A 22,292-nucleotide genomic window follows, 5' to 3' on the forward strand; every position below is an offset into this window, starting at 1 on the left:
TCATGACAATCGTGCTGAACAACCTCACAGCAGCACATGCTGATGATGTGGAGGCAATTGACGGGTCATTTCATATTAAGTCCCGCCTATTGCTTTCATCAAGCCAAAACATCGTTGATTTTACGGTTGTTCCTGCAGAGCCACGCGTAAAACGCTACGAGCATGACAACCCTGACGATCTCGCCAGCTATATTGGAGCCGAAACCAAGCTTGCCATCATTGCCTATAACAATCAGCGGCCGGCGGGCCTGCTTCTCGTCAGCGAGAATTGGAACGGCTATGCGATTGTTGACAGTATCAAGGTGGATATAAGCCACCGCAAGGCTGGTATCGGGCGAATGCTGCTTGACGCGGCAATGGAATGGGCAAGGTTACGCAACCTTTCCGGAATTATGCTCGAAACCCAGGATAACAATGTTGATGCCTGCCTTTTCTATCAGCGTTACGGCTTTATCCTGCGTGGTTTCGACACAGGCATTTACTCCGCTATTCCTGCTACCCACGATGAAACAGCATTATTCTGGTATCTGTTGTTCTAGCACCCAGCCGCTGGTGCCAGCCCAATTGAATTTTTGAGCAATCAGGATTAGAGCATGCCCATGACCCTGCTTCCCGAGAGACTCCTCACCGGTTATCGCAACTTCATGGCTCATCGCTTCTCCAACGAGACGATGCGCTACAAGCAATTGGCAGAACAAGGCCAGACGCCCGAAACCCTGGTCATCGCCTGTTGCGATTCGAGATCAGCCCCGGAAATCATCTTTGACACGGCACCGGGCGAAATCTTCGTTGTTCGCAATGTGGCAAATCTCGTGCCGCCCTATTCGCCCGACGGCGAATATCACTCCACCTCGGCGGCACTCGAATTTGCGGTGCAGAGCCTGAAGGTCAAGCATATTGTCGTCATGGGCCATGGCCGTTGCGGGGGTATCAAAGCTGCGCTCAATCCGGATAGCCAGCCGTTGTCGCCGGGCGATTTTATCGGCAAATGGATGAGCCTTGTGGCTCCTGCTGCAGAAGCTGTTGCTGCCAATGAGCTGATGACGCCTTTCGAACGCCAGACCGCACTGGAACGCATCTCTATCCGCTACTCCCTGAAAAACCTTCGCAGTTTTCCCTGCGTTGATATTCTGGAGAAAAAGGGCCGGCTCACGCTCCATGGTGCCTGGTTCGATATTTCCACCGGTGAACTGTGGATCATGAATCCTGAAACAGGCGATTTTCTAAGACCGGACCCGGAAGAGAATGGTGTCGCCGAGATTTCAGAACAGAGTTAAAAAAAGCGGCCTTCGAGGCCGCTCTTTAGTAACAATCTTTAGTTTTTATCCAGCTATCAATAGGCGCGGATAATGAAGGCCGCGCGCGGATACCACCAGCCATCATGACCGCGGCGATAGCCATGGCGCTTTTCGCGGTAACCACGGTGACCATTCCAGCGGCGCTCGCGCCTGTTGTCATAATGTGAGCGACGCTCGTAGCGATCATATCGATCACGGCGATCATGGCGTCTCTCGGCACGGTGCTTGCGATTTTCGCGATACTGCGCCTTTTCGACGAGAGAGGTGACCTGAACCTGTGATGGCGCAACAGGTGCTGCGTAAGATGACACCACCGAAGTAAAACCGATAATGACGGCTACAACACCGGCACCAATCGCTGAGATTATTCGTTTCATGAATGCTCCTTGAATTCCACAACCTATGAGTGCGCCTTCACTCATGAACAGAGTGTGAACGATCGGTTATTATTCAAGGATGCGGCTTAGCGTTTCTTTTTACGCTTGGAGGTTTCGGCCTTGGTTTCGAAAAGATCCGTGCCGTCTTCACTCTTATTTACTTCAATAGCCGAAATTTCGGCGTTTTCCGCAGGCTTTGCCTTTGGCGTCGCCTTGCTTTCCGGCGGAGTTTTCGTGTCGCTTGTCTTTTGTGCGAATTTTATCGCCATTTGCCTGATCTCCTTGCCGGTATGTGAGGACATAACGTGACATCCGTCGCATGCCTATCACGCAACAGCCGGATGATCGCGTTAATTCGCAATCTTTCAGCGTCTTTGTTGAGGAATACCGTTGCCAGGCCGGGTATTCTATTGGGTAATTATGCTGCACCTGCTCAGAAATGCACCTTCAATGATTATAATTTCACCGCAATGCATAGCAGCTATGCATTTATAGCGATTGTTGCGCTGCAAAAAGAGGCTTATGTAGCAATCAGTCATCGCGGTACTCCTCCCATTTTGCCGCGATGGCTGTTCCCCTCTGGAGGTTTTTAACCTTCACAATTCAGGCCGGGCTTTTTAGTCCGGCTCTTTTTTTTGCCCGTAATTCAAGATCGCATACAAAATTTATACAATAATCATTCACCTTGTTTCGGAAAGGTTTTTTCATGGCTAAAGCCTATGCTTGCCCATGAATGCTGAAAGGTGGAAATGCGTTTTTATAACCTCTGGTCGACACGATTTGCAGGTCTGTCGCCGGTAATGCAAGTTTTGATCATGGTAGTGATTGGCACTGTGCTGGCAGATGCCATGGCTGCGGCGTTCTTTTTGCTTGGCGGTTACAACCGGCTCGATAAGACAATTTATCTTACGACCCTCATTGTCCTCACTGTCGGCGGGCCTCTTTGCGCGTTTCTCGTCAGTTGGAATCACCGGTTGAAACAAATGACCGGTGAGTTGGATACAGCCTTTCGCAAGGATGGGATGACAGGGCTCTTCACCCGGCATGAGTTTTACCTGCGCGTGGACCATTTCATTCAGTCCGGCAATCCCGTTTTGAGTGCAGGCGCTATCCTCTACGTCGATGTCGATCACTTTAAACAGGTCAATGACCGATACGGACATGCGCTGGGAGACGACATCCTTTTGGATATCGGCATATTAATTCGTGGAATGATGGGACGCCGCGACGTTGGCGCACGCTTTGGCGGCGAGGAGTTTGCCGTTTTTCTCGCCGATGCGGATTATGGCCAGGCGGCCTGGGTTGCCAACAGGATACTTGCCGGCTGCCGGGCTGTTACGCGGCGCGCAGGCGAGCGCGATGTATCGGTCACCGTCAGTATTGGCGTCGCATTTCACGCGTCCGGCCAAACTCTCGAGCAGCTTGTTGATAGTGCTGACCAATGTCTTTTTCAGGCAAAGGAACAGGGGCGCGACCGTATTGTCTATGGCCCTTCCAGTTGAGAGCCGCCTTGAGTGACTTGAATTAACAGCAGACTCCCATCATCTTGGAGGGCAGCTATCTCCTTCCGAAAAATCTCCCGAGGTACGATCATGAGCCATTTGTTCCAGCCATTGCGTTTGGGTACGCTAGACCTTTCAAACCGCATTATCATTGCTCCCATGTGCCAATATTCATCCGAGGGCGGCAACGCAGCGGATTGGCATATGATGCATCTGGGCAATCTCGCTTTGTCAGGCGCGGGCTTGTTGATCACCGAAGCAACCGCCGTGACCCCGGAAGGGCGCATATCCTACAAGGACCTTGGACTTTATAACGACAACAACGAAGCTGCTCTCGCCCGTGTATTGCTGGCGATAAGGGAACATTCGCCCATGCCAGTCGCGATACAACTGGCCCATGCGGGACGCAAGGCATCGGTTGATCTGCCCTGGAAGGGCGGCAAACAAATAGCACCCGATCATGCGGATGGCTGGAAAACCGAAGCACCATCAGCAATTCCTTATCTGGATGAATATGATGCACCCGTCGCATTGGACAAGGCTGGGCTTGCGCGCATTCGTGATGCCTTCGCAACTGCTGCCGAGCGTTCCGCCCGGCTGGGAATAGATGGCATTGAGTTGCACGGCGCCCATGGCTATCTACTGCACGAATTCCTTTCACCGCTTTCTAACAAGCGTGAGGATGAGTATGGCGGCAGCCTGGAAAATCGCATGCGCTTTCCGCTTGAAGTATTTGAAGCGGTTCGTTCGGCCTTCCCTGCCGATAGGCCCGTATGGATCCGTGTTTCAGCAACCGATTGGGTTGAAGGAGGATGGGATGCCGATATGACCGTAACTTTTGCCAAGGCGCTGGAGAAACTTGGTTGTGCGGCAATCCATGTGTCGAGTGGTGGTCTTTCACCCTTGCAGCAAATGATGCTGAGCCCCGGCTATCAGGTCAATCTTGCTCGAAAGATCAAGGCGGAAACCGGGATGACAACTATTGCTGTGGGTCTGATCAACGAGGCGGAACATGCCGAGGCGATTGTCGCCAATGGAGATGCGGATGCGATCGGACTTGCCCGCGCAATTCTCTATAACCCGCGCTGGCCATGGCACGCAGCAGCCAAACTCGGTGCCCAGACATTTGCACCACCGCAATATCTGCGCTGCCAGCCCCGTGCTTACCCGAAACTGTTCGCCCACACAGATTAAAGCCTTTCTCGTTCAAATAGAATCGTTCCGTGGGGATCGGCTTGGAAGGCTGTCCCCAGCTTTCGTATAGTGCTGGTGCTTGTCCTCATACATGAGCAGATCAGCCCTTTTGGCAACGGCTTCTAGTTTTTCTCCCATTGCGCTCGTCGCCCATCCAATTGAGACCTTCAACACAATGTTCGAATAATACTGGTTGTTGATCTCGATCAGGCTGCGTATTTCATCGACCATGCTGGCTACACCGAGCTCATCGATTGATGGCAGGAGCACCGCAAATTCGTCACCGCCTATGCGTGCCGCATAGGAAGGAGACTTTACTGCTTCGCCGAGCACCTCGCCCATGCGCCGCAACAGGCCATCGCCAACCCCATGGCCCCACTGATCATTAACGGCTTTCAGACCGTTGAGGTCCAGGATGATGATGGAAACCGGGAAAAATTCGCGTCGCTCAAGCCGGTTCAACTCGTCGACATAGAATGCACGATTGTGCAACTTCGTCAGCACGTCATGCTTGCCCAGATATTCCAGATAGGCTTCCGCTTTCTTGCGCGCGGTAATATCCGTCAGTGAAATCTGAACCAGCGACCAATCCTGTTCATGTCCCGGCAGGACTGAAAACTGCAGAAGAACATGGCGCTCCGTACCATCGAGCGCGTAGTTCACTGTCTCGCGAGTGTGAAACAGATTGCCGTTCCATAATTCTATGAGTTGCTCGCGAAAATGGGTGTTCATGACGTCGCGAAAAACGTCCGGCAGACGCCGCAGCAATGTCATTTTATCCGGAGCCAGAAAAAGCTTCAGCGTTTCGCGATTAACATCAATGACGCGGATTTCACTGGCACACTGCCCGACAAACTCCGGATGAACGTCAGTAAATATCCGAAAATCCGTTATGCCCCGGTCGCGCACTTCATCCAGCAGCTTCTTTATGCGGCTGAAATCCTCGACCCATAATGAAACGGGAGAATGTTCGAACAGCCCTTCTGCATATTGTTTGCTGGCAACCTGCTGACGGCGCGCATCTTCCCGGTCCGTAACGTCCTCGATGGAAAGCAGAACACGTTCCCAGGTCTGTTCGTAGCCAGGCAGTATCGCACCTCGCAACTGAATATCCAGCCGCCCTCCCGACAAAGTATAGTTGACCGTATTACTGGAGAACTCTGTCTCTCCATTCCACAGCGCTGCCAGTTCCTGAACATGGGACTGAAGCATGTCATCGCGGAAGATGGAGCCAAGATTGGCTGTCAGGCTTTCGAAACTTTCTGCCTGAAAAAGCGAAAGCGTCTTCCTGTTGACCTTGAGAACACGGATCCGACGCGAACATTCGCGAATACGCGCAACATCTTCCAGCAGGTAGGCTTTGACGTCCGTAATACCGGCCTTGCGCCACGTTTCGAAAAGAGTCCGGACATCGCTGAAATCTTCCAGCCACAATGAAATAGGCGCGAGATCGAATGTATCGCTCTCGGTACTTTGATCAATATGGTCGTTCATTGCAGTTTGGACTCTTGGGCTTTGAGGAGCGTTCTGCTTGGGTAGACCCGGCGCTTTGCACCGGGTCTACAGGGTCCGACGATGGTTATTGGCCGTCGATCTGTGCACCCATGATGGCGATTGCCTGCTGATAGACGCTCGCGGCATTCCATCCTTGAATAGCCGAATAATTAGGCTGTCCGGGCTGATATCCAGCACCCTTTTGCCATCCATGACCGCGCAGGAAGTTTGCCGTGGAAGCCAGTGCATCGGCCTTGGAACGCACCATGTCGATGCGGCCATTGCCGTCACCATCGGCTCCATACTTCAACACGTTGAGCGGCAGGAACTGGGTCTGGCCGATTTCGCCATGCATTGCGCCCTTTGCATCGGGAGAAAGGGTACCATTGTCGACGAGTTGCAGCGCTGCATTCAGATGCGGGCGGAAATAATCAGGACGGCGGCAGTCATAGGCAAGTGTAGCGACTGCGGAAAGCGTATTCTGGCTGCCAAGATAAGCGCCGAAGCCTGTTTCCATGCCCCATATGGCCAAAAGAGGACCTGCAGGCACGCCATAGCGCTGTTCAATTCGATCAAACAATGCCGCGTTCTGGGCTTTCTGCTTCTTGCCACGGGAGACAATTGTCTGCGCGCCACGGACCTGCATGAATTTGTCGAGCGAATATTTGAAGCTCTTCATATTCCGGTCGGCATTGATCGTCTTGCTGGCATAAGTAACATTGTCCAGCGCCCGGATGCCACGGCTGCCAATACCCTGCGCCTGTGCTTCCTGCTTGTACTGCTGAATCCATTCGGGGAAACCAGACGAATTGTTGCCACATTGAGCGGCCGCATGCGCTGTACCGGCCAAGCCGAGAAGAGCGGTCGCTACGCCCGCAAAAAATCTGCTTTTGGCAACAAATGCCATGGATATCTCCTTAAAAGTTGAATCGTCTCATGCCTATCTGCCACTTTTCACGTGTCCTGTCATCTGGGTGAATTGCACCATAGCCCCGGAAATGACGCTTGTTTCGGCGGTTTTCAGGCGGTTTTGGCTAAAAGCACACACTTTTGGTTCAAGCACAGACTGTTTCCTAGGCCGCACCAAGTACAATCTTTGGTTGTGCTTGCGGGGTTTTTCGCTTCTGGATCTTGTACTAATTGATAAGGGTCTGACTGCTTTTCAGTGTGATAATCTATTCTGATAACCGCGAGTTCATCGTATTTTTGTATATACAAAAATTATTGACCAAAGCTATTTTTGTGAGTAGGCTGGAATGGGACGAAGAAATGAACCGAAGCAACCAGCGAAAGCATGGTGTGGCCTTCGCCAAAGCTTACGACTTTGAGTTTAGCACGTGCCTGGAGCATGTAGATGACAGGGAGTTTTATGGTGAAGAGCGCATTGTCGCGCTGGGATTTATTGGCGGTACACTTTTTACCTGACCTACACGGAGCGTGGGGAGAAAATTAGGGTTATTTCGCTTCGAAAATCAACAAAACCGGAAATGGTGAAATATGCACAAAATTATGACTGAGGAAGAGCGCAAGGTTCACCGTGCCCGTATACAACGCGCTATAGATAGCATTACGCCTGAAGAAGATGCCGCTCTGACAAAGGCTGCTCTTGATGATCCTGATACCGTATTGATCACGTCTTTGACCAAACGCCGCCCCGGCCGTCCCATTGCCGCTGCGCCCAAGATGCCGGTTTCCATCCGCCTCAGCCCCGACGTGCTCGACTATTACCGCTCAACCGGTCCCGGCTGGCAAAGCCGTATTGATGAAACCTTGCGTAAAGCAGCCGGGTTGAAAAAGAACGCTTAAGCGCCAGTTGGAGCCAAACATCTTGACTCCGCCTCCTATTTCCTGTTTAAGCCGCGCATCAATCCGCGACGAGCAATAAACTCCGAGCAGCCAACCGGGACCCCGCAAGGGTTCAAACGATCCCGGAGGTCAACACCCGACAGCGCGATGCGCCCTCGGGTGTCATTTTGCTTTGAGCTCTTTGCCATGGCGCGGTTGGTACTTATCTTTCGGGGAACGGTCTTCGAAGGGATAAAGGAAAGTTTGAATGTTCGAGAGCTTACAGGAACGCTTAGGTTCTATTTTGAACGGCCTTACAGGCCGTGGCGCGCTATCGGATGCCGATGTTTCGGCAGCCCTGCGCGAAGTGCGCCGTGCGCTGCTCGAAGCTGACGTTGCGCTCGATGTCGTCCGCTCTTTTACTGACAAGGTTCGTGCCAAGGCTGTCGGCGCAGATATTCTGAAAAGCATCAAGCCCGGCCAGATGGTCGTCAAGATCGTCCATGACGAACTGGTGGACATGCTGGGCGCCGAAGGCGTCACCATTGATCTGAACGCCCCGGCTCCGGTTGTCATCATGATGGTCGGTCTGCAAGGCTCGGGTAAGACCACTACCGCCGGCAAGATCGGTAAGCGCCTGACGGAACGCTCAAAGAAGAAAGTTCTTCTCGCCTCGCTTGATACGCGCCGTCCCGCCGCGCAGGAACAGCTGCGCCAGCTCGGCGTTCAGACTGGCGTCGATACGTTGCCGATCATCGCTGGTCAGACACCCGTAGAGATCGCCGCGCGCGCCGTACAGGCTGCCAAGCTCGGCGGCCATGATGTCGTCATTCTCGATACTGCTGGCCGAACCCATATTGACGAGCCGCTTATGCTCGAAATGGCCGACATCAAAAAGAAGGCCAATCCGCACGAAATCCTGCTGGTGGCCGATGCGCTGACCGGTCAGGATGCTGTTAATCTTGCCCGCTCCTTCGATGAGCGCGTTGGTATTACCGGTCTTGTTCTTACCCGTATGGATGGCGATGGACGCGGCGGTGCTGCTCTCTCCATGCGTGCTGTCACCGGTAAGCCCATCAAGCTGATCGCCACCGGCGAAAAGATGGATGCGCTGGAGGAGTTTTATCCCCGCCGTATCGCTGATCGCATCCTCGGCATGGGCGACATTGTTTCGCTGGTCGAGAAAGCGGCTGAAAACATCGATGCGGAAAAAGCCGCTGCGATGGCCAAGAAGATGCAGTCCGGCAAATTCGATCTGAATGATCTGGCGGACCAGATTGGCCAGATGCAGAAGATGGGCGGCATGGGTGGCATCATGGGAATGATGCCCGGCATGGGCAAGATGAAGGATCAGATGGCCGCTGCCGGTCTTGACGACTCCATCTTCAAACGCCAGCTCGCCATTATTTCGTCCATGACCAAGGCCGAACGCAGCAATCCCGATATGCTCAAGCATTCCCGCAAGCAGCGCATTGCTAAGGGTTCAGGCACCAATGCCGCCGACATCAATAAGCTTCTGAAAATGCATCGCCAGATGGCGGACATGATGAAGTCGATGGGCAAGGGCAAAGGCGGCATGATGAAGCAGATGATGGGCGGTCTCGGCGCCAAGATGGGCCTTGGCGGGCTCGGCGGCATGGGAGGAATGCCCGATCTGTCGAAAATGGATCCCAAGCAGCTTGAGGCTTTGCAGAAACAGGCTGAAGCAGCAGGTTTCGGTAAGGGCGGTGGCCTGCCGGGCGGACTTGGTGGACTTCCAGGTGGCCTTGGCGGTCCAGGCGGATTACCCCGGCTTCCAGGACTTGGTGGCGGCGGTCTGCCCGGCTTTCCAAAGAAGAAAGGCTGATCATGAGCTCATCATCCCTGCCAAAAGAATTGCTCGAACTGCGCGCATCCATCGACAATATCGATGCCGCGTTGATCCACATGCTCGCAGAGCGCTTTCGCTGCACCAAGGCGGTTGGCGTTCTCAAGGCGAAGAACGGTCTGGCTCCGGCTGACCCGAACCGCGAAAAACAACAGGTCGAACGACTGCGCACTCTGGCGCTGTCTGCCGACCTCGACCCCGATTTTGCCGAGAAGTTCCTGAACTTCATCGTCAAGGAAGTGATCAGGCATCACGAAACAACAGCTGCCAAAGAAAACGGCAGCTAAGCAATCCCAGGAAAAGCGAATTTCGGTTTTCCATCAGGAATTGCGGCAACAGAAAAGAAAGCTAGGAGACTAACAATGCCATTGAAAATCCGTCTGGCCCGTGCAGGGTCGAAGAAGCGCCCTTACTACCACGTCGTCGTTGCTGACGTCCGTTCGCCACGCGACGGCCGTTTCATCGAAAACGTCGGCTCATGGAACCCGATGCTCCCCAAGGATGGCGATCGCGTCAAGCTTGATGCAGAGCGTATCAACTACTGGATCGGTCACGGCGCACAGCCAACAGACCGCGTTCTTCGCTTCCTTGATCAGGCTGGTATCGCCAAGCGCGACACCCGCAGCAATCCTGAAAAGGCACTGCCAGGCAAGAAGGCGCAGGAACGCGTTGCTATGGCCAAGCAGGCTGAAGAAGATGCGAAGGCAAAGGCTGCCGCTGAAGCAGAAGCCGCTGAAGCTGCCAAGGCCGCTGCCGCCGAAGCTGCTGCTGCTCCTGCAGAAGCACCTGCCGAAGAAGAAGCTGCCAGCTAATCGGCAGTTTCACTTATTGAATGCAAACGGGTGGCCTTGTGCCGCCCGTTTTGCTTTCGGCGCATGAATTGTCTTCATTCAAATTGCGACGCGTCGGCTGGCGGCAAATGTAAGCCCTTTCCAATGACCCGGCGTCATGCCGAAGGTCTTCTTGAAGTGCCGTGTAAAATGGGCTTGGTCGGCAAATCCGGAACTCACTGCCACATCGGCAAGATCGGCACCTTTCGATAGCCACGCCTTGGCTTTGTCCAGACGACGCATCAGGAGATAACGATGCGGGCTTGTGCCAAGAAGACAGCGAAAATGTCTGGCCAGCGTATATCGATCAAGACCACAGATTGCTTCCAGTTCTCCAGATGAAACAACGCGGTCGCAATTGTCCTGGAGAAATTCACGGCATAGCAGAACCGCTTTTACCGCAATTCGGTTCGATGTGCGCGATTTTTGGCCGGAATGACGATCAAGTCCTTCAGCGAACCGCCCGATAAGATCGTCAAGCTGAAGGTCATCCAACCTTGTTTCAATCTGACAAAGAGCCTCGGCGAGACAGCGTTGGAATGTTACATCCGAAATCACAGGATCGGCAACGAATGGCAGGGAACGCAATGTATCCGCCGCTTCGATAAGGCGTTCCGGCGGGAGATACAGCATCCGGTAGCTCAGGCCACTATCGGTTCCGGCCGCACCATCATGCACTTCATCGGGATGGAGAATGATAATATTGCCTGGCAGACTGAAGCGCGAAGCGCCGCGATATCGGAAGGTCTGAACGCCTGAAAGGGTTAGTCCAAGGGCATAGGTGTCATGCCGGTGTGGTTCGAAACCCTGGCCAGAGAAACGGGCTTCAATCCTTTCAATACCTCGTGAGGGCGGCGCCTGGACGATTCCATCCCTCCCCGTGTTGCACAAACGTACAAGACCCTCAGTTCCCCCGACTGCTATGGCCGACGTTTCAGCATATCCACGAATGGAGTTTGATTTCATGTCTGATACCAAGATTGTTATCGTTCTGCGCGATGACCTTGCCACTTGGCAAAAGCTCAATGTAGCAGCCTTTCTGACAAGCGGCATTACGGCCCAGTATCCGGCCATCATTGGCGAACCATATAGGGATGGCGCGGGAAATGTCTATAATGCGATGGCAATCCAGCCCATGGTGGTGCTGGCTGCAGATCAAGAGACGCTGCGGAAAATTCACAGACGTTCACTTGAACGCAACATAACCACCTCAGCCTATGTCGAGGAGATGTTTGCAACCGGCAATGACGTTGCCAACCGCGAAATGTTCGGCCGTTTCGAACCAGACAATGCCAAGCTGGTTGGAATCGCATTACGGGCTGAAAAAAGAGCTGTCGACAAAATCACCAAGGGAGCAATCATGCACCCTTAATGCCGGTCACTCCGAGACCAGACCTTCCCACGCCGCCATGGCAGCTTGGGCGGTCTTGGTCAATTGCTCCAATGTGGCTCCATCCCGCGCCGTAATCGACATGCCATGCTGCACGGTCGCATAGAATTCGGCCACTTGCTGAAGATCGACGGAAGGCGCAATTTCACCCTCACGCACGCCGCGCTCCAGCCTTCCGCGCAATAACGTTACATTGTCGAGCCTGCGCTCGCGCAATAGCGAGCACGGCGTGCCCACCGCCTCGTCACCATGCAGCGCGCCGAGTACCACCATGCATCCATGCGGCTGGTCGGGGTCCGTATGCGATATTGCGGTTTGCATGAGGAAGTCGGCAACGCCTTCCTTTGCGGTGGCTGCATTGGGGAGGGAGTTCTTTATGCGCTGTCCAATCTTGTTGGTATAAAGCTCCACGGCCTCCTTGAAGAGATCAGCTTTGCTGCCAAATGCCGCGTAAAGGCTGGGCGCATTGATTTCCATTGCCGCCGTCAGGTCAGCCATCGAGGCGCTCTCATAGCCCCGTTTCCAGAAAACCTGCATCGCGCGTTCAAGCGCAGCATCGCGGTCAAATGCGCGCGGACGGCCTTTCGCTGACATGATGGAATCCTTTCTATAATGATCGATACATAAATCACTTGACCTCTGGATGCAACCATGACAAGCATTATGTATCGAGCATTACATAAAAGGAAATGCCATGTCCCGCCTCGACAATAAAGTAGCCTTCATCACTGGCGGAAGCCGCGGAATGGGCGCAGCCATTGCGCTTAAACTGGCACAGGATGGGGCAGATATTGCTATCACCTATACCAGCGCCGCAGCCAAAGCAGATGAAACTGTCAAGGCTATCGAGAAGCTAGGCCGCCGCGCTCTCGCCATCAAGGCGGATAATCTTGATGTTAAGGCCCTCGAAAACGCTGTTAACGAAGCCCACGCCAAGCTTGGCCGTCTCGATATCCTCGTCAATAACGCAGGCGTCTACACCATGGATACCGTAGACCAGCTGGAACTGGCTGAATTTGACCGGGTTATGTCCATTCACGTCCGCGCCAGCTTCGTCGCCTCAAAGGCCGCAGCAGTGCATATGGGCGCCGGCGGCCGCATCATTTCCATCGGCAGCAATCTTGCCGAGATCGTTCCCTCCGCCGGGCTGATCGCGTATTCCACCAGCAAGGCGGCACTCATTGGCCTGACTAAAAGCGCTTGCCCGGGATCTTGGCCCACGGGAAATCACAGCCAATATCGTCCACCCCGGTTCTACCGATACGGATATGAATCCCGCCAATGGCGACCATGCCGAAGTCCAACGCGCCCGAATGGCGATCCCGAAATTTGGCGAAGCGAAGGATATTGCCGGACTGGTAGCCTTTCTCGCAGGTGAAGAGGGCCGCTTCATCACCGGGTCAAGTTTCGTCATTGATGGCGGCGCGAATATCTGATTTTGCCGCCGCTCTAATAGGCCGCTATCTCTCCGCGCTAAAGAGAGATAGCGGCGTCACGATCCTAGAACATACTGCTTTGCGCAGTAATCGGGTGAAACACCGGGCTTCCGGAAATACCCGCAACTACGCGGTGTTCCAGATCCAGCAAATAGCGTTTGCGATGTTTGCCCCCGCCATATCCGGTCAGGGCTCCATCGGCACCAATCACGCGGTGGCAGGGAATAATAATCGCCAAACGGTTTTGTCCATTGGCCGCCCCGACTGCCCGGCTCGCATTCGGCCTTCCGAGATCGCCAGCGATACGGCCATAGGTGCGGGTTTCTCCGTAGGGAATATCTTGCAGCGCCGTCCAGACCTGTTTTTGGAAAGGCATGGCTGGCAACACCAAAGGTGTTTCAAACTTTGTCAATTCCCCATCGAAATAGGCGTCCAATTCTGCTTGTGTCTGTTCAAGTACGGCATTGCTTCCCGAGGCAATCGAATAGCCGTAGCGTTGCTGCAACTCTTTCAACTCATAAGGCAGGATCGGCCGGTCGTGAAATTCCAGCAGAACCAGGGCTTCGCCGGTAGCCATGGCAATCATTGGACCGATCTTGGTATGGATGGATTTGCTAAGCAGCAGTTTGGACATAGGCGCGCTCCGACTCAGCTTAAGAATAGCTGCGAATGTTCCAGAGCCAATCCGTTTCTTGCTCGATAGCTATTGGCGCGCGGCTATGGTCAAAATCGCCCCGGCATCAGCCAGAGCCTGGGCTATATCCGCGGGCGGCTCCCGATCCGTCACCAACTCGTCAAACCCATCGAAACCGCACACTTTGACCAATCCGCGCCGCCCGAATTTTGTGGCATCGGAAATCGCCAGTTTGCGGGCGCCCCGCGAAAGCACGGTACGCGCAAATTCTGCCTCCTCCAGATCATAGTCCATAATGCCGCCCGAGGCATCGATTGCGCCTATGGAAATGACGGCGTGATTGACACTGAACCGGTTGACAAATTCCATTGCGGATACTCCGAACGCAGCACCACTATCGCTGCGCAATTCCCCGCCGGCCATGAAAACCCTGTTTCCGTTAACCGTTGCCAGAGTGCGGGCAATATCGGACGAATTGGTAATCACCGTCAGATTGCGATGCTGCAGAAGTTGACGGGCGAGAAAGCTTGTCGTTGTTCCAGTATCCAGCATGATGGATTCGCCATTCTGGATGGTGCGCGCCACATAATGCGCGATCACACGCTTTGCATCGGCATTCTCTCGCATACGCAGCTCAAATGGCGCCTCTCCAAGGTGGAGCGGCAGGCCTATTGCTCCATGGACGCGGGTAATTGCGCCCTCATCATATAAGGGCTTCACGTCACGCCGGATTGTTTCAAGAGAAACACCCAGCTTCAAGGCAAGATCGGCAATCGAAATTGTCCCCTCATCTTGCAAAAGGCGTTTAATTTCACCGCGCCGTTTCGAACTCATGACCGAACCTTTGACGAAAACGTAAGAATACAGGCATAAATATCACAGAATTTCATATTACCAGTCACAAAAACCACAAAATCCCACATAATTCTGTTGACAGACGTCTTGGGATGCGGGAACCTGCCTGGACAAATAAGAAGCGTGGTTAGACAGGCTCATCGTGAGGGGAAGCATCCTCAAATAATAAAAAGCAGTTAGTGGGATGCTACGCAGTACATCTTGAATAGCCGTTCTGTTCATGGAGAGCTCACAATCCCATGAAACAAGTTCGTTGCTCATGATGAGTCTGCCTGACTGCACTTTGCGCTCCGTCAGCGAGCAATGAGGAGCGGATGCATAGCATGAAATCTGTGACAAGCCTTGCCGATAACAGGCTAGCGGAATCGCGGATTGCCGCCTTGCCCTTGTGGAAAGGCGATATAAGCATTGCCCTGCTTAAGGGCGGCATCAGCAATGAAAGCTATGTGGTCGAGGACGATACGGGCAAGTATGTGGTTCGTTTCGGCACGGATTATCCTTTTCATCATGTATTTCGCGCCCGCGAGGCAATGACGGCGCAGGCGGCACATCGCGCTGGCTTCGCGCCTGAGCTGTTCCACGCGGAAGATGGCATTATGGTCACCGCCTTCCTTGGTGCGAAAACATGGAATGCCGATGATGTGCGGGCAAACATCCCACGTATTGCCCAGCTCATCCGGCAGTTTCACACCAGCATGCCGGAATATATTCAAGGGCCCGGCTTCATGTTCTGGGCATTTCATGTAATCCGCGATTATGCCCGCACGCTCGAGGCCGGTAAAAGCCGGTTCGTTTCTCAACTTCCCTCCTATCTCGAAATAGCCGAGGAAATGGAAGCCGTGCAAAAACCGCTGCCCATTATCTTCAGCCATAATGACTTGCTTCCTGCCAATATCCTCGATGATGGAGAGCGGCTGTGGCTGATTGATTTTGAATATGCGGGGTTCTCGACAGCGATGTTTGACCTTGCTGGCCTTGCATCAAATGCCGGACTTGACGGCGAAGAATCCAATGCCTTGCTCGAGGCCTATTTCAGCGGCCCGCCTGACCCTGAACTCCAGCGTTCTCACGCGGCGATGCAATGCGCTTCTCTGCTGCGCGAAGCCATGTGGAGCATGGTTTCAGAACTTCATCTCAGCGCGCCGGGCGTTGATTATGCCGCCTATACGGCTGAAAACCTGCTTCGGCTCGATCAGGCATTGGAGAGGTATCGGACAAGTTATGGATAAATTCCAAACTGCAATCCTAGTTGTGCGTGGTTCGACGCGGCTCACCATGATGGTTTGCTTGCAGGGCGTGAAGTGCACAACGCTGGCGGCTCTCGTTGCAACACTTTGACCTTCCTCATGGTGAGCCCTCCTGAGCTTGTCGAAGGGCGAAACACGCAATATCGATATGCAATAAACAGCAGAGTACTCACATCATGACCCTTCCTTCCCACGCTCAAATTGTCATCATTGGCGGCGGCATTATTGGCTGCTCCACAGCCTACCATCTTGCCAAGGATCACAAGGCTGATGTTATTCTGCTCGAAATGGGTCAACTGACATCCGGGTCCACATGGCATGCCGCTGGCCTGGTCGGTCAACTGCGCTCCTCGGCATCCATAACGCGCGTTCTCAAATACTCCGTTGATCTGTACAAGCGGCTTGCTGCGGAAACGGGACTTGAGACCGGGTGGAAAATGACCGGGTGCCTTCGGCTTGCCACCAATCAGGACCGCTGGACCGAATACAAGCGGCTTAAAACAACAGCTGGCAGCTTTGGTATGGATATGGAGCTTTTATCGCCGAAAGAGGTCAAGGCGATGTGGCCGCTTTTGAATGTCGATGATCTCGTCGGCGCAAGCTGGTTGCCAACGGATGGACAGGCCAGCCCTTCGGATATCACGCAGTCGCTGGCCAAGGGCGCGCGGATGAATGGCGCCCGGATAATCGAGAACATAAGGGTTACCGGCTTCGAAATGGACGGCGACAGGATCATGAAGGTCAAGACGGACCAGGGTGATATTGCTTGCGAAAAAGTCATTAATTGCGCCGGGCAATGGGCTCGGCAGGTCGGGGATATGGCAGGTATCAACGTGCCTTTGCAGCCGGTAAAACACCAATATATTATCACTGAAAAGATCGAAGGGCTTGCTGCCGACGCGCCGACATTGCGTGATCCGGATCGGCGCACTTACTTCAAGGAAGAGGTCGGCGGACTGGTTATGGGCGGCTATGAGCCCAATCCGCAAAGCTGGATGACAGGCGACGTGCCCAATGACTGGCAATTCCGCTTGTTTGACGATGATTTCGATCATTTTGAGCAACATATGCTTCAAGCCATTGAACGCATTCCGGCGCTGGAAACGGCAGGCGTCAAGCAAATGATCAACGGACCGGAAAGCTTCACCCCGGATGGCAATTTCATCCTCGGTGTCGCACCGGAATGCTCGAATATGTTTGTTGGCGCTGGCTTCAATGCTTTCGGCATTGCCTCCGGCGGTGGTGCAGGCTGGGTTCTGGCGCAATGGGCGATCGATGGGGAAGCACCGCTCGATCTGTGGGCCGTCGATATTCGCCGCTTCTCCAATCTTCATCGCAATCGGGTTTGGGTACGGGACAGGACGCTGGAAGCCTATGGCAAGCATTACACAATCGGCTTCCCGCATGAGGAATATGTCTCTGGCCGTCCCGCTATTGTTTCGCCGCTTTATGAACGTTTGAAAAAGTATCGCGCCGTCTTTGGTTCAAAACTTGGCTGGGAGCGCCCCAACTGGTTTGCGCCGGAAGGCGCGCCTTCCGAAGACGTCTATTCTATGGGTCGCCAGAACTGGTTTGACGCCGTGGGGGAAGAACACCGGCTGGTCCGGGAAAAAGTGGGCATTTTCGACCAATCATCCTTTGCCAAGTTTGAACTTTCAGGCAAGGACGCCGCCAAGGCTCTGGATTACATTTGCGCCAATGATGTTTCCAGGCCCGCAGGCCGCCTCACCTATACCCAGCTCCTCAATACCAGAGGCGGCATTGAGTGCGATCTGACTGTCGCGCGGCTTGCCGAAGACAAGTTCTACATCGTCACCGGAACGGGTTTCCGCACCCACGATTTTGCCTGGATCAGGGATCATATCGGCCAAGGTCTTGACGCCGAACTCACCGACATAACTGAAAATTACGGGACGCTTTCGCTTATGGGCCCAATGGCCCGGAAGGTGTTGGCAAAGGTTACCAGTGCCGATGTCAGCAACAGCGCTTTTCCGTTCGGTCATGTTCGCGAAATTGAAATAGCCGGAACGATTATTCGTGCATTGCGCATCACCTATGTCGGCGAGCTCGGCTGGGAATTACATGTACCGCTTGCTGCAACCGGAGCGGTATTCGACGCACTCATGTCAGCGGGCGAAGAGTTCGGTATCCGGCCTGTCGGATACCGCGCCATTGAATCGCTCCGCCTCGAAAAAGGGTACCGAGCCTGGGGCTCGGATATTACACCCAATGATTCCCCATTTGAGGCCGGACTTGGCTGGGCGGTCAAGCTTCGCAAGAATACCGATTTTATCGGCCGCGCTCCCAGCGAAATCATCAATGCCAAACCGCTGAAGAAATGCCTTGCGGCTTTTACCGTCGCAGACAGCAATGTTGTCCTTCTTGGCCGTGAAACAATATTGCGCAACGGAGTCTTTGCCGGATACCTCACCAGCGGCGGCTTCGGATATACGATCGGAAAACCGGTTGGATATGGGTATGTGCGAAATGATGAAGGCGTTACCGGCGACTTCCTTCGGGAGGGCAAATATGAACTCATCATTGCCAATGAACGTTTCGCGGCAGAGTTGCACATCGAACCGCTTTACGACCCGCAGAACGTGAAAGTGAAAGCCTGAACGGAAATTTCACCTCGTTCTTTCCGAGCCCGCAATAAAATTCGGATCAGTTCAACGCTCTTCCGGCGTTTTACGGGGAGAATTTCCTCAAATGGCAGACCATGGCTGGAGTTTCGCCGATTTTTCCCGAAGAATCGTCGATTCTTACCCAATTTTTGCTATTTGTTGGTGTGTTTTGGTTGTGCTCGGTAGCAATGTTCATGCGGGGTTGACTTTCCCTTGCCGCGGAGCCAAATGACGCCATGCAGGGTCCGCATTCCGCGCCTGCTTGTTTTAACCAGGAATCTACTTCCATGCCCAACGACGACAGTAGTCGATTGTTTGCGCCGTCAGCGGTGATCCTGGCCTGATTTGAAATCAGCTCGCCTTGATCCCCCTTGACGGCGGATCGACGGAAAGGCGAGTAAAATGAACAACATCCTCGTACATCAGGATGCGGTAAACGCAGACCTGAACATCACGCAGCGCCTCGCATCCATGCATGCAGCCGATGCGATCGAGCTTCTCAATGAACTAGAACTTACTGATATCATTGATATTTTCAATGAAATGCCGCTTGAACATGCCGTGCTTATTCTTGATCAACCCGAGCTGCATTCAGCACCGGCCATCATCAAGAGTCTGCCTGCCGCCAAAGCCCGGGACATTCTTGATGAGATGTCAATTGACCGGGTTACCGACATTTTTCAGGAATTCGGACCAGAAGACCGGGCGCGTCTTGCTGCTGGTCTCGGGCCTGAAACCACCGCTGCGCTTCGCAAGCTCCTGCGGTACCCACCCCATACGGCGGGTAGCCTGATGACGACGGAGTTTGTCAGCGTGCCATCCGGCTGGACCGTTGCGCAAACCCTGCAACATATCCGCGAGGTAGAGCGTTCCCGCGAAACAATATATGCGATCTATGTTATTGATCCTGCAACGAAAGTTTTGCTTCGCACCGTAGCATTGCGTCGGCTGATCAGCAGTGAGCCCGAGGCTTCCATATTGAGCGTTGGGCGCGACGTTGCTCCTGTCGTGGTTACCCCGCTGACCGATCAGGAAGATGTTGCACGTCTATTCCGCAAGCACGATCTTTTGGCCGTGCCAGTTGTGACCGACAACAATCAAGTCATTGGAATCGTTACTGTTGATGACGTCATTGATACCATGACGCAGGAGATGACGGAGGATACTCTGAAGTTTGGTGGCATGGAGGCTTTGAACAAGCCTTACATGCAAATCGGCTTCTTTCAGATGATCCATAAGCGTGCCGGTTGGCTCGGGATTTTGCTCCTGGGCGAAATGTTAACCGCCAGCGCCATGCAGCATTTCGAGGGTGAACTGGAAAAGGCTGTTGTTTTAACACTGTTTATTCCTCTGATCATGAGTTCCGGCGGTAATTCCGGTTCTCAGGCTACGTCCCTGCTTATCCGTGCCTTGGCCTTGCAGGACCTGCGGCTGAAGGATTGGTGGAGGGTCGCCCTGCGCGAAATACCAACCGGACTGGTGCTCGGATCATTCTTGGGCTTGATCGGCGTTGCACGTATTGCCGCTTGGCAAATGCTTGGTCTTTATGATTACGGCCAGCATTGGCAATTGGTTGCCGCCACTGTCGGCGCTGCGCTGGTCGGTATTGTGACCTTCGGCTCGCTCGTCGGTTCGATGCTGCCTTTTGCTATGCAAAGGCTTGGTTTTGACCCGGCAAGTGCTTCTGCACCTTTTGTCGCAACGCTCGTCGATGTCACGGGTTTGGTGATTTATTTCAGCATTGCGCTGGTTATCCTGTCCGGAACCTTGCTCTAAAAAGACAGGCGGAATGCGATCTGGGCGGCATATTCCTGTGCCGCCCCCTTTCGCAATTGCGAAAAAACATGTATGGAGCGCGCAAATGTAAAGCGTCGCATGCAATTTTGCGTCCACAATCCTCCAAAGAGAACCTCATGAAACTGCGCAACATCGCGATCATCGCACACGTTGACCATGGCAAAACCACGCTTGTTGACGAACTATTGAAACAGTCCGGCAACTTCCGCGATAATCAGCGCGTTGCCGAAAGAATGATGGACTCCAACGACATCGAAAAGGAACGCGGGATCACCATTCTCGCCAAGGCCACTTCCGTAGTCTGGAAAGATTCCCGCATCAACATCGTTGATACACCTGGCCACGCCGATTTCGGTGGTGAAGTCGAACGTATTCTTTCGATGGTCGATGGCGCCATCGTTCTCGTCGATGCGGCTGAAGGTCCGATGCCACAAACAAAGTTTGTTGTCGGTAAGGCTTTGAAAGTTGGGCTTCGTCCAATCGTAGCGATCAACAAGATCGACCGTCCTGATGCACGTCACGAAGAAGTCGTAAACGAAGTTTTCGATCTTTTTGCTGCACTGGACGCTACTGACGAACAGCTTGATTTCCCGATCCTTTATGGTTCAGGCCGCAATGGCTGGATGGCAAAAAATCCAGAAGGCCCGCAGGATCAGGGCCTATCCGCCTTGTTTGACATGGTTCTTGATCATGTGCCCGCGCCAACCGTTGGCGAAGGCCCTTTCAAGATGATCGGAACAATCCTTGAAGCCGATCCGTTCCTGGGTCGCATTATCACAGGCCGCATCCATTCCGGTACAGTCAAGTCCAACCAGCCCGTCAAGGTTTTGCACGGCGATGGCACACAGATCGAAACCGGCCGTATCTCAAAGATTTTGACCTTCCGTGGTCTTGAGCGCCAATCGATTGACGAAGCCCATGCGGGCGACATCGTTGCAATCGCCGGTCTGCAAAAAGGAACTGTTGCTGATACTTTCTGCGCTCTTGAAGTGACCGAACCGCTTCATGCGCAGCCTATCGATCCGCCAACGGTTACCATGTCCTTCATCGTCAACGACAGCCCGCTCGCCGGTACTGAAGGCGACAAGGTTACCAGCCGCGTCATTCGTGATCGCCTGATGAAGGAAGCTGAAGGCAATGTTGCGCTCAAGGTCGAGGAATCGGGCGAAAAGGACTCATTCTTCGTATCAGGTCGCGGTGAATTGCAGCTCGCCGTTCTCATCGAGAACATGCGCCGTGAAGGCTTTGAGCTTGGTGTTTCCCGCCCGCGCGTTGTGATGCAAAAGGACGATGCAGGCAATCTGCTCGAGCCTATCGAAGAAGTTCTGATCGACGTTGATGAAGAATATTCCGGTACGGTTGTTCAGAAGATGTCAGAGCGCAAAGCCGAAATGGTTGAGCTGCGTCCCTCTGGCGGCAATCGTGTCCGGATGGTTTTCTACGCACCGACACGCGGCCTCATTGGCTATCAGTCAGAGCTTTTGACAGATACACGCGGCACCGCGATCATGAATCGGCTGTTCCGCGCCTATGAGCCTTTCCGGGGCGAAATCGCAGGTCGCAACAATGGCGTTCTGATCTCCAACGATCAGGGTGAATCCGTGGCATTCGCCATGTGGAACCTCGAAGACCGTGGTCAGATGATTATCGAAGCAGGCGTTAAGGTCTATGCCGGTATGATCATTGGCATCCATTCGCGCGACAATGATCTTGAAGTGAATATCCTCAAGGGCAAGAAGCTGACCAATATCCGCGCTGCCGGCAAGGACGAAGCCGTCAAGCTCACCCCGCCAATCCGCATGACGCTCGAACGCGCTCTGTCTTGGATTCAGGATGACGAACTTATGGAAGTTACGCCGAAGTCCATTCGTTTGCGCAAGCTTTACCTTGATCCGAATGAACGCAAGCGTTTCGAAAAGAGCAATAAGGCTGCCGGCGCAGCTTAATCGCCATAACTTATAG

The 22,292-nt window shown here is 53.6% G+C and carries 21 protein-coding genes and 2 pseudogenes; 15 read left to right on the plus strand and 8 right to left on the minus strand.

Annotation, left to right across the window (positions count from 1 at the left end):
- The first annotated feature begins 2 nt into the window (after nt 1–2).
- Both QFZ34_RS11980 and QFZ34_RS11985 read left to right on the plus strand, forming a co-directional pair.
- Nucleotides 3–539, plus strand: a complete 537-nt coding sequence (locus QFZ34_RS11980; protein WP_307281165.1) for a GNAT family N-acetyltransferase — start codon at nt 3–5, stop codon at nt 537–539.
- Nucleotides 540–599: 60 nt separating this feature from the next.
- Nucleotides 600–1,277, plus strand: coding sequence for a carbonic anhydrase (locus tag QFZ34_RS11985; protein WP_115054775.1), 678 nt, complete (start codon nt 600–602; stop codon nt 1,275–1,277).
- A gap of 74 nt (nt 1,278–1,351) precedes the next feature.
- Here QFZ34_RS11985 and QFZ34_RS23380 read toward each other — a convergent pair.
- Nucleotides 1,352–1,435, minus strand: a pseudogene (locus QFZ34_RS23380) (BA14K family protein); the annotation flags it as partial.
- A 326-nt stretch (nt 1,436–1,761) separates the two neighbouring features.
- Nucleotides 1,762–1,944 carry a hypothetical protein gene (locus tag QFZ34_RS11995; protein ID WP_307281172.1) on the minus strand — a complete coding sequence of 61 codons (183 nt, stop codon included), beginning with the start codon at nt 1,942–1,944 and terminating at the stop codon, nt 1,762–1,764.
- 480 nt (nt 1,945–2,424) lie between these two features.
- Here QFZ34_RS11995 and QFZ34_RS12000 point away from each other — a divergent pair, with 480 nt between their 5' ends.
- Both QFZ34_RS12000 and QFZ34_RS12005 read left to right on the plus strand, forming a co-directional pair.
- Nucleotides 2,425–3,177 carry a GGDEF domain-containing protein gene (locus tag QFZ34_RS12000; RefSeq protein WP_115054372.1) on the plus strand — a complete coding sequence of 251 codons (753 nt, stop codon included), beginning with the start codon at nt 2,425–2,427 and terminating at the stop codon, nt 3,175–3,177.
- A 90-nt stretch (nt 3,178–3,267) separates the two neighbouring features.
- Complete coding sequence (locus tag QFZ34_RS12005) at nt 3,268–4,371, plus strand: NADH:flavin oxidoreductase/NADH oxidase (protein WP_307281177.1); 1,104 nt, start codon at nt 3,268–3,270, stop codon at nt 4,369–4,371.
- A 12-nt stretch (nt 4,372–4,383) separates the two neighbouring features.
- Here QFZ34_RS12005 and QFZ34_RS12010 read toward each other — a convergent pair whose 3' ends face one another.
- Together QFZ34_RS12010 and QFZ34_RS12015 are read right to left on the minus strand one after the other, a co-directional pair.
- Nucleotides 4,384–5,865 carry a sensor domain-containing diguanylate cyclase gene (locus tag QFZ34_RS12010; RefSeq protein ID WP_307281180.1) on the minus strand — a complete coding sequence of 494 codons (1,482 nt, stop codon included), beginning with the start codon at nt 5,863–5,865 and terminating at the stop codon, nt 4,384–4,386.
- A gap of 85 nt (nt 5,866–5,950) precedes the next feature.
- Nucleotides 5,951–6,772: a lytic murein transglycosylase gene (locus tag QFZ34_RS12015; RefSeq protein WP_115054375.1), complete on the minus strand. Its 822-nt coding sequence runs from the start codon at nt 6,770–6,772 to the stop codon at nt 5,951–5,953.
- A 362-nt stretch (nt 6,773–7,134) separates the two neighbouring features.
- On the opposite strand from QFZ34_RS12015, the gene QFZ34_RS12020 reads away from it, so the two are divergent.
- The 5 genes from QFZ34_RS12020 (at nt 7,135) to rpsP (ending at nt 10,329) form a co-directional block, all read left to right on the plus strand.
- Entirely contained in the window at nt 7,135–7,290 is a 156-nt protein-coding gene (locus QFZ34_RS12020) for a BrnT family toxin (RefSeq protein WP_307281185.1), read from the plus strand.
- Nucleotides 7,291–7,362: 72 nt separating this feature from the next.
- Nucleotides 7,363–7,671, plus strand: a complete 309-nt coding sequence (locus QFZ34_RS12025) for a BrnA antitoxin family protein (protein WP_307281187.1) — start codon at nt 7,363–7,365, stop codon at nt 7,669–7,671.
- A 247-nt stretch (nt 7,672–7,918) separates the two neighbouring features.
- A complete protein-coding gene (gene ffh, locus QFZ34_RS12030; protein ID WP_307281190.1) occupies nt 7,919–9,496 on the plus strand; it encodes a signal recognition particle protein in 1,578 nt (525 codons plus the stop codon).
- Nucleotides 9,497–9,498: 2 nt separating this feature from the next.
- Nucleotides 9,499–9,804 carry a chorismate mutase gene (locus QFZ34_RS12035; protein WP_115054378.1) on the plus strand — a complete coding sequence of 102 codons (306 nt, stop codon included), beginning with the start codon at nt 9,499–9,501 and terminating at the stop codon, nt 9,802–9,804.
- Between the two features lie 75 nt (nt 9,805–9,879).
- Nucleotides 9,880–10,329, plus strand: coding sequence for a 30S ribosomal protein S16 (gene rpsP / locus QFZ34_RS12040; RefSeq protein ID WP_307281193.1), 450 nt, complete (start codon nt 9,880–9,882; stop codon nt 10,327–10,329).
- Between the two features lie 78 nt (nt 10,330–10,407).
- On the opposite strand, the gene QFZ34_RS12045 is transcribed toward rpsP, so the two are convergent.
- Nucleotides 10,408–11,313: an AraC family transcriptional regulator gene (locus QFZ34_RS12045; RefSeq protein WP_307281194.1), complete on the minus strand. Its 906-nt coding sequence runs from the start codon at nt 11,311–11,313 to the stop codon at nt 10,408–10,410.
- Between QFZ34_RS12045 and QFZ34_RS12050 the strand changes: the two genes are divergently transcribed.
- Nucleotides 11,312–11,719 (plus strand): DUF2000 family protein, encoded by a 408-nt coding sequence (locus QFZ34_RS12050; protein WP_115054381.1) that lies wholly within the window; start codon nt 11,312–11,314, stop codon nt 11,717–11,719. The genes QFZ34_RS12045 and QFZ34_RS12050 overlap by 2 nt on opposite strands.
- A gap of 6 nt (nt 11,720–11,725) precedes the next feature.
- Here the strand turns inward: QFZ34_RS12050 and QFZ34_RS12055 are convergent, their stop codons facing one another.
- On the minus strand, nt 11,726–12,331 hold the full coding sequence (locus QFZ34_RS12055; protein WP_307281197.1) for a TetR/AcrR family transcriptional regulator: 606 nt from the start codon (nt 12,329–12,331) through the stop codon (nt 11,726–11,728).
- A 100-nt stretch (nt 12,332–12,431) separates the two neighbouring features.
- On the opposite strand from QFZ34_RS12055, the pseudogene QFZ34_RS12060 reads away from it, so the two are divergent.
- Nucleotides 12,432–13,173, plus strand: a pseudogene (locus tag QFZ34_RS12060) (3-oxoacyl-ACP reductase family protein).
- A gap of 64 nt (nt 13,174–13,237) precedes the next feature.
- On the opposite strand, the gene QFZ34_RS12065 reads toward QFZ34_RS12060, so the two are convergent.
- Together QFZ34_RS12065 and QFZ34_RS12070 are read right to left on the minus strand one after the other, a co-directional pair.
- Nucleotides 13,238–13,807, minus strand: coding sequence for a methylated-DNA--[protein]-cysteine S-methyltransferase (locus QFZ34_RS12065; RefSeq protein WP_307281199.1), 570 nt, complete (start codon nt 13,805–13,807; stop codon nt 13,238–13,240).
- Between the two features lie 69 nt (nt 13,808–13,876).
- Nucleotides 13,877–14,641, minus strand: a complete 765-nt coding sequence (locus QFZ34_RS12070) for a DeoR/GlpR family DNA-binding transcription regulator (RefSeq protein WP_307281202.1) — start codon at nt 14,639–14,641, stop codon at nt 13,877–13,879.
- Nucleotides 14,642–14,985: 344 nt separating this feature from the next.
- Between QFZ34_RS12070 and QFZ34_RS12075 the strand changes: the two genes are divergently transcribed.
- The 4 genes from QFZ34_RS12075 (at nt 14,986) to typA (ending at nt 22,276) form a co-directional block, all read left to right on the plus strand.
- Nucleotides 14,986–15,891, plus strand: a complete 906-nt coding sequence (locus tag QFZ34_RS12075) for a choline/ethanolamine kinase family protein (protein ID WP_307281205.1) — start codon at nt 14,986–14,988, stop codon at nt 15,889–15,891.
- Nucleotides 15,892–16,085: 194 nt separating this feature from the next.
- Entirely contained in the window at nt 16,086–18,527 is a 2,442-nt protein-coding gene (locus QFZ34_RS12080; RefSeq protein WP_307281207.1) for a GcvT family protein, read from the plus strand.
- A 408-nt stretch (nt 18,528–18,935) separates the two neighbouring features.
- On the plus strand, nt 18,936–20,309 hold the full coding sequence (gene mgtE / locus QFZ34_RS12085) for a magnesium transporter (RefSeq protein ID WP_115054387.1): 1,374 nt from the start codon (nt 18,936–18,938) through the stop codon (nt 20,307–20,309).
- A gap of 137 nt (nt 20,310–20,446) precedes the next feature.
- Entirely contained in the window at nt 20,447–22,276 is a 1,830-nt protein-coding gene (gene typA / locus QFZ34_RS12090; protein ID WP_115054778.1) for a translational GTPase TypA, read from the plus strand.
- The last annotated feature ends 16 nt before the right edge of the window (nt 22,277–22,292 follow it).

The organism is Phyllobacterium ifriqiyense (genome assembly GCF_030817885.1).
Lineage (GTDB): Bacteria > Pseudomonadota > Alphaproteobacteria > Rhizobiales > Rhizobiaceae > Phyllobacterium > Phyllobacterium ifriqiyense.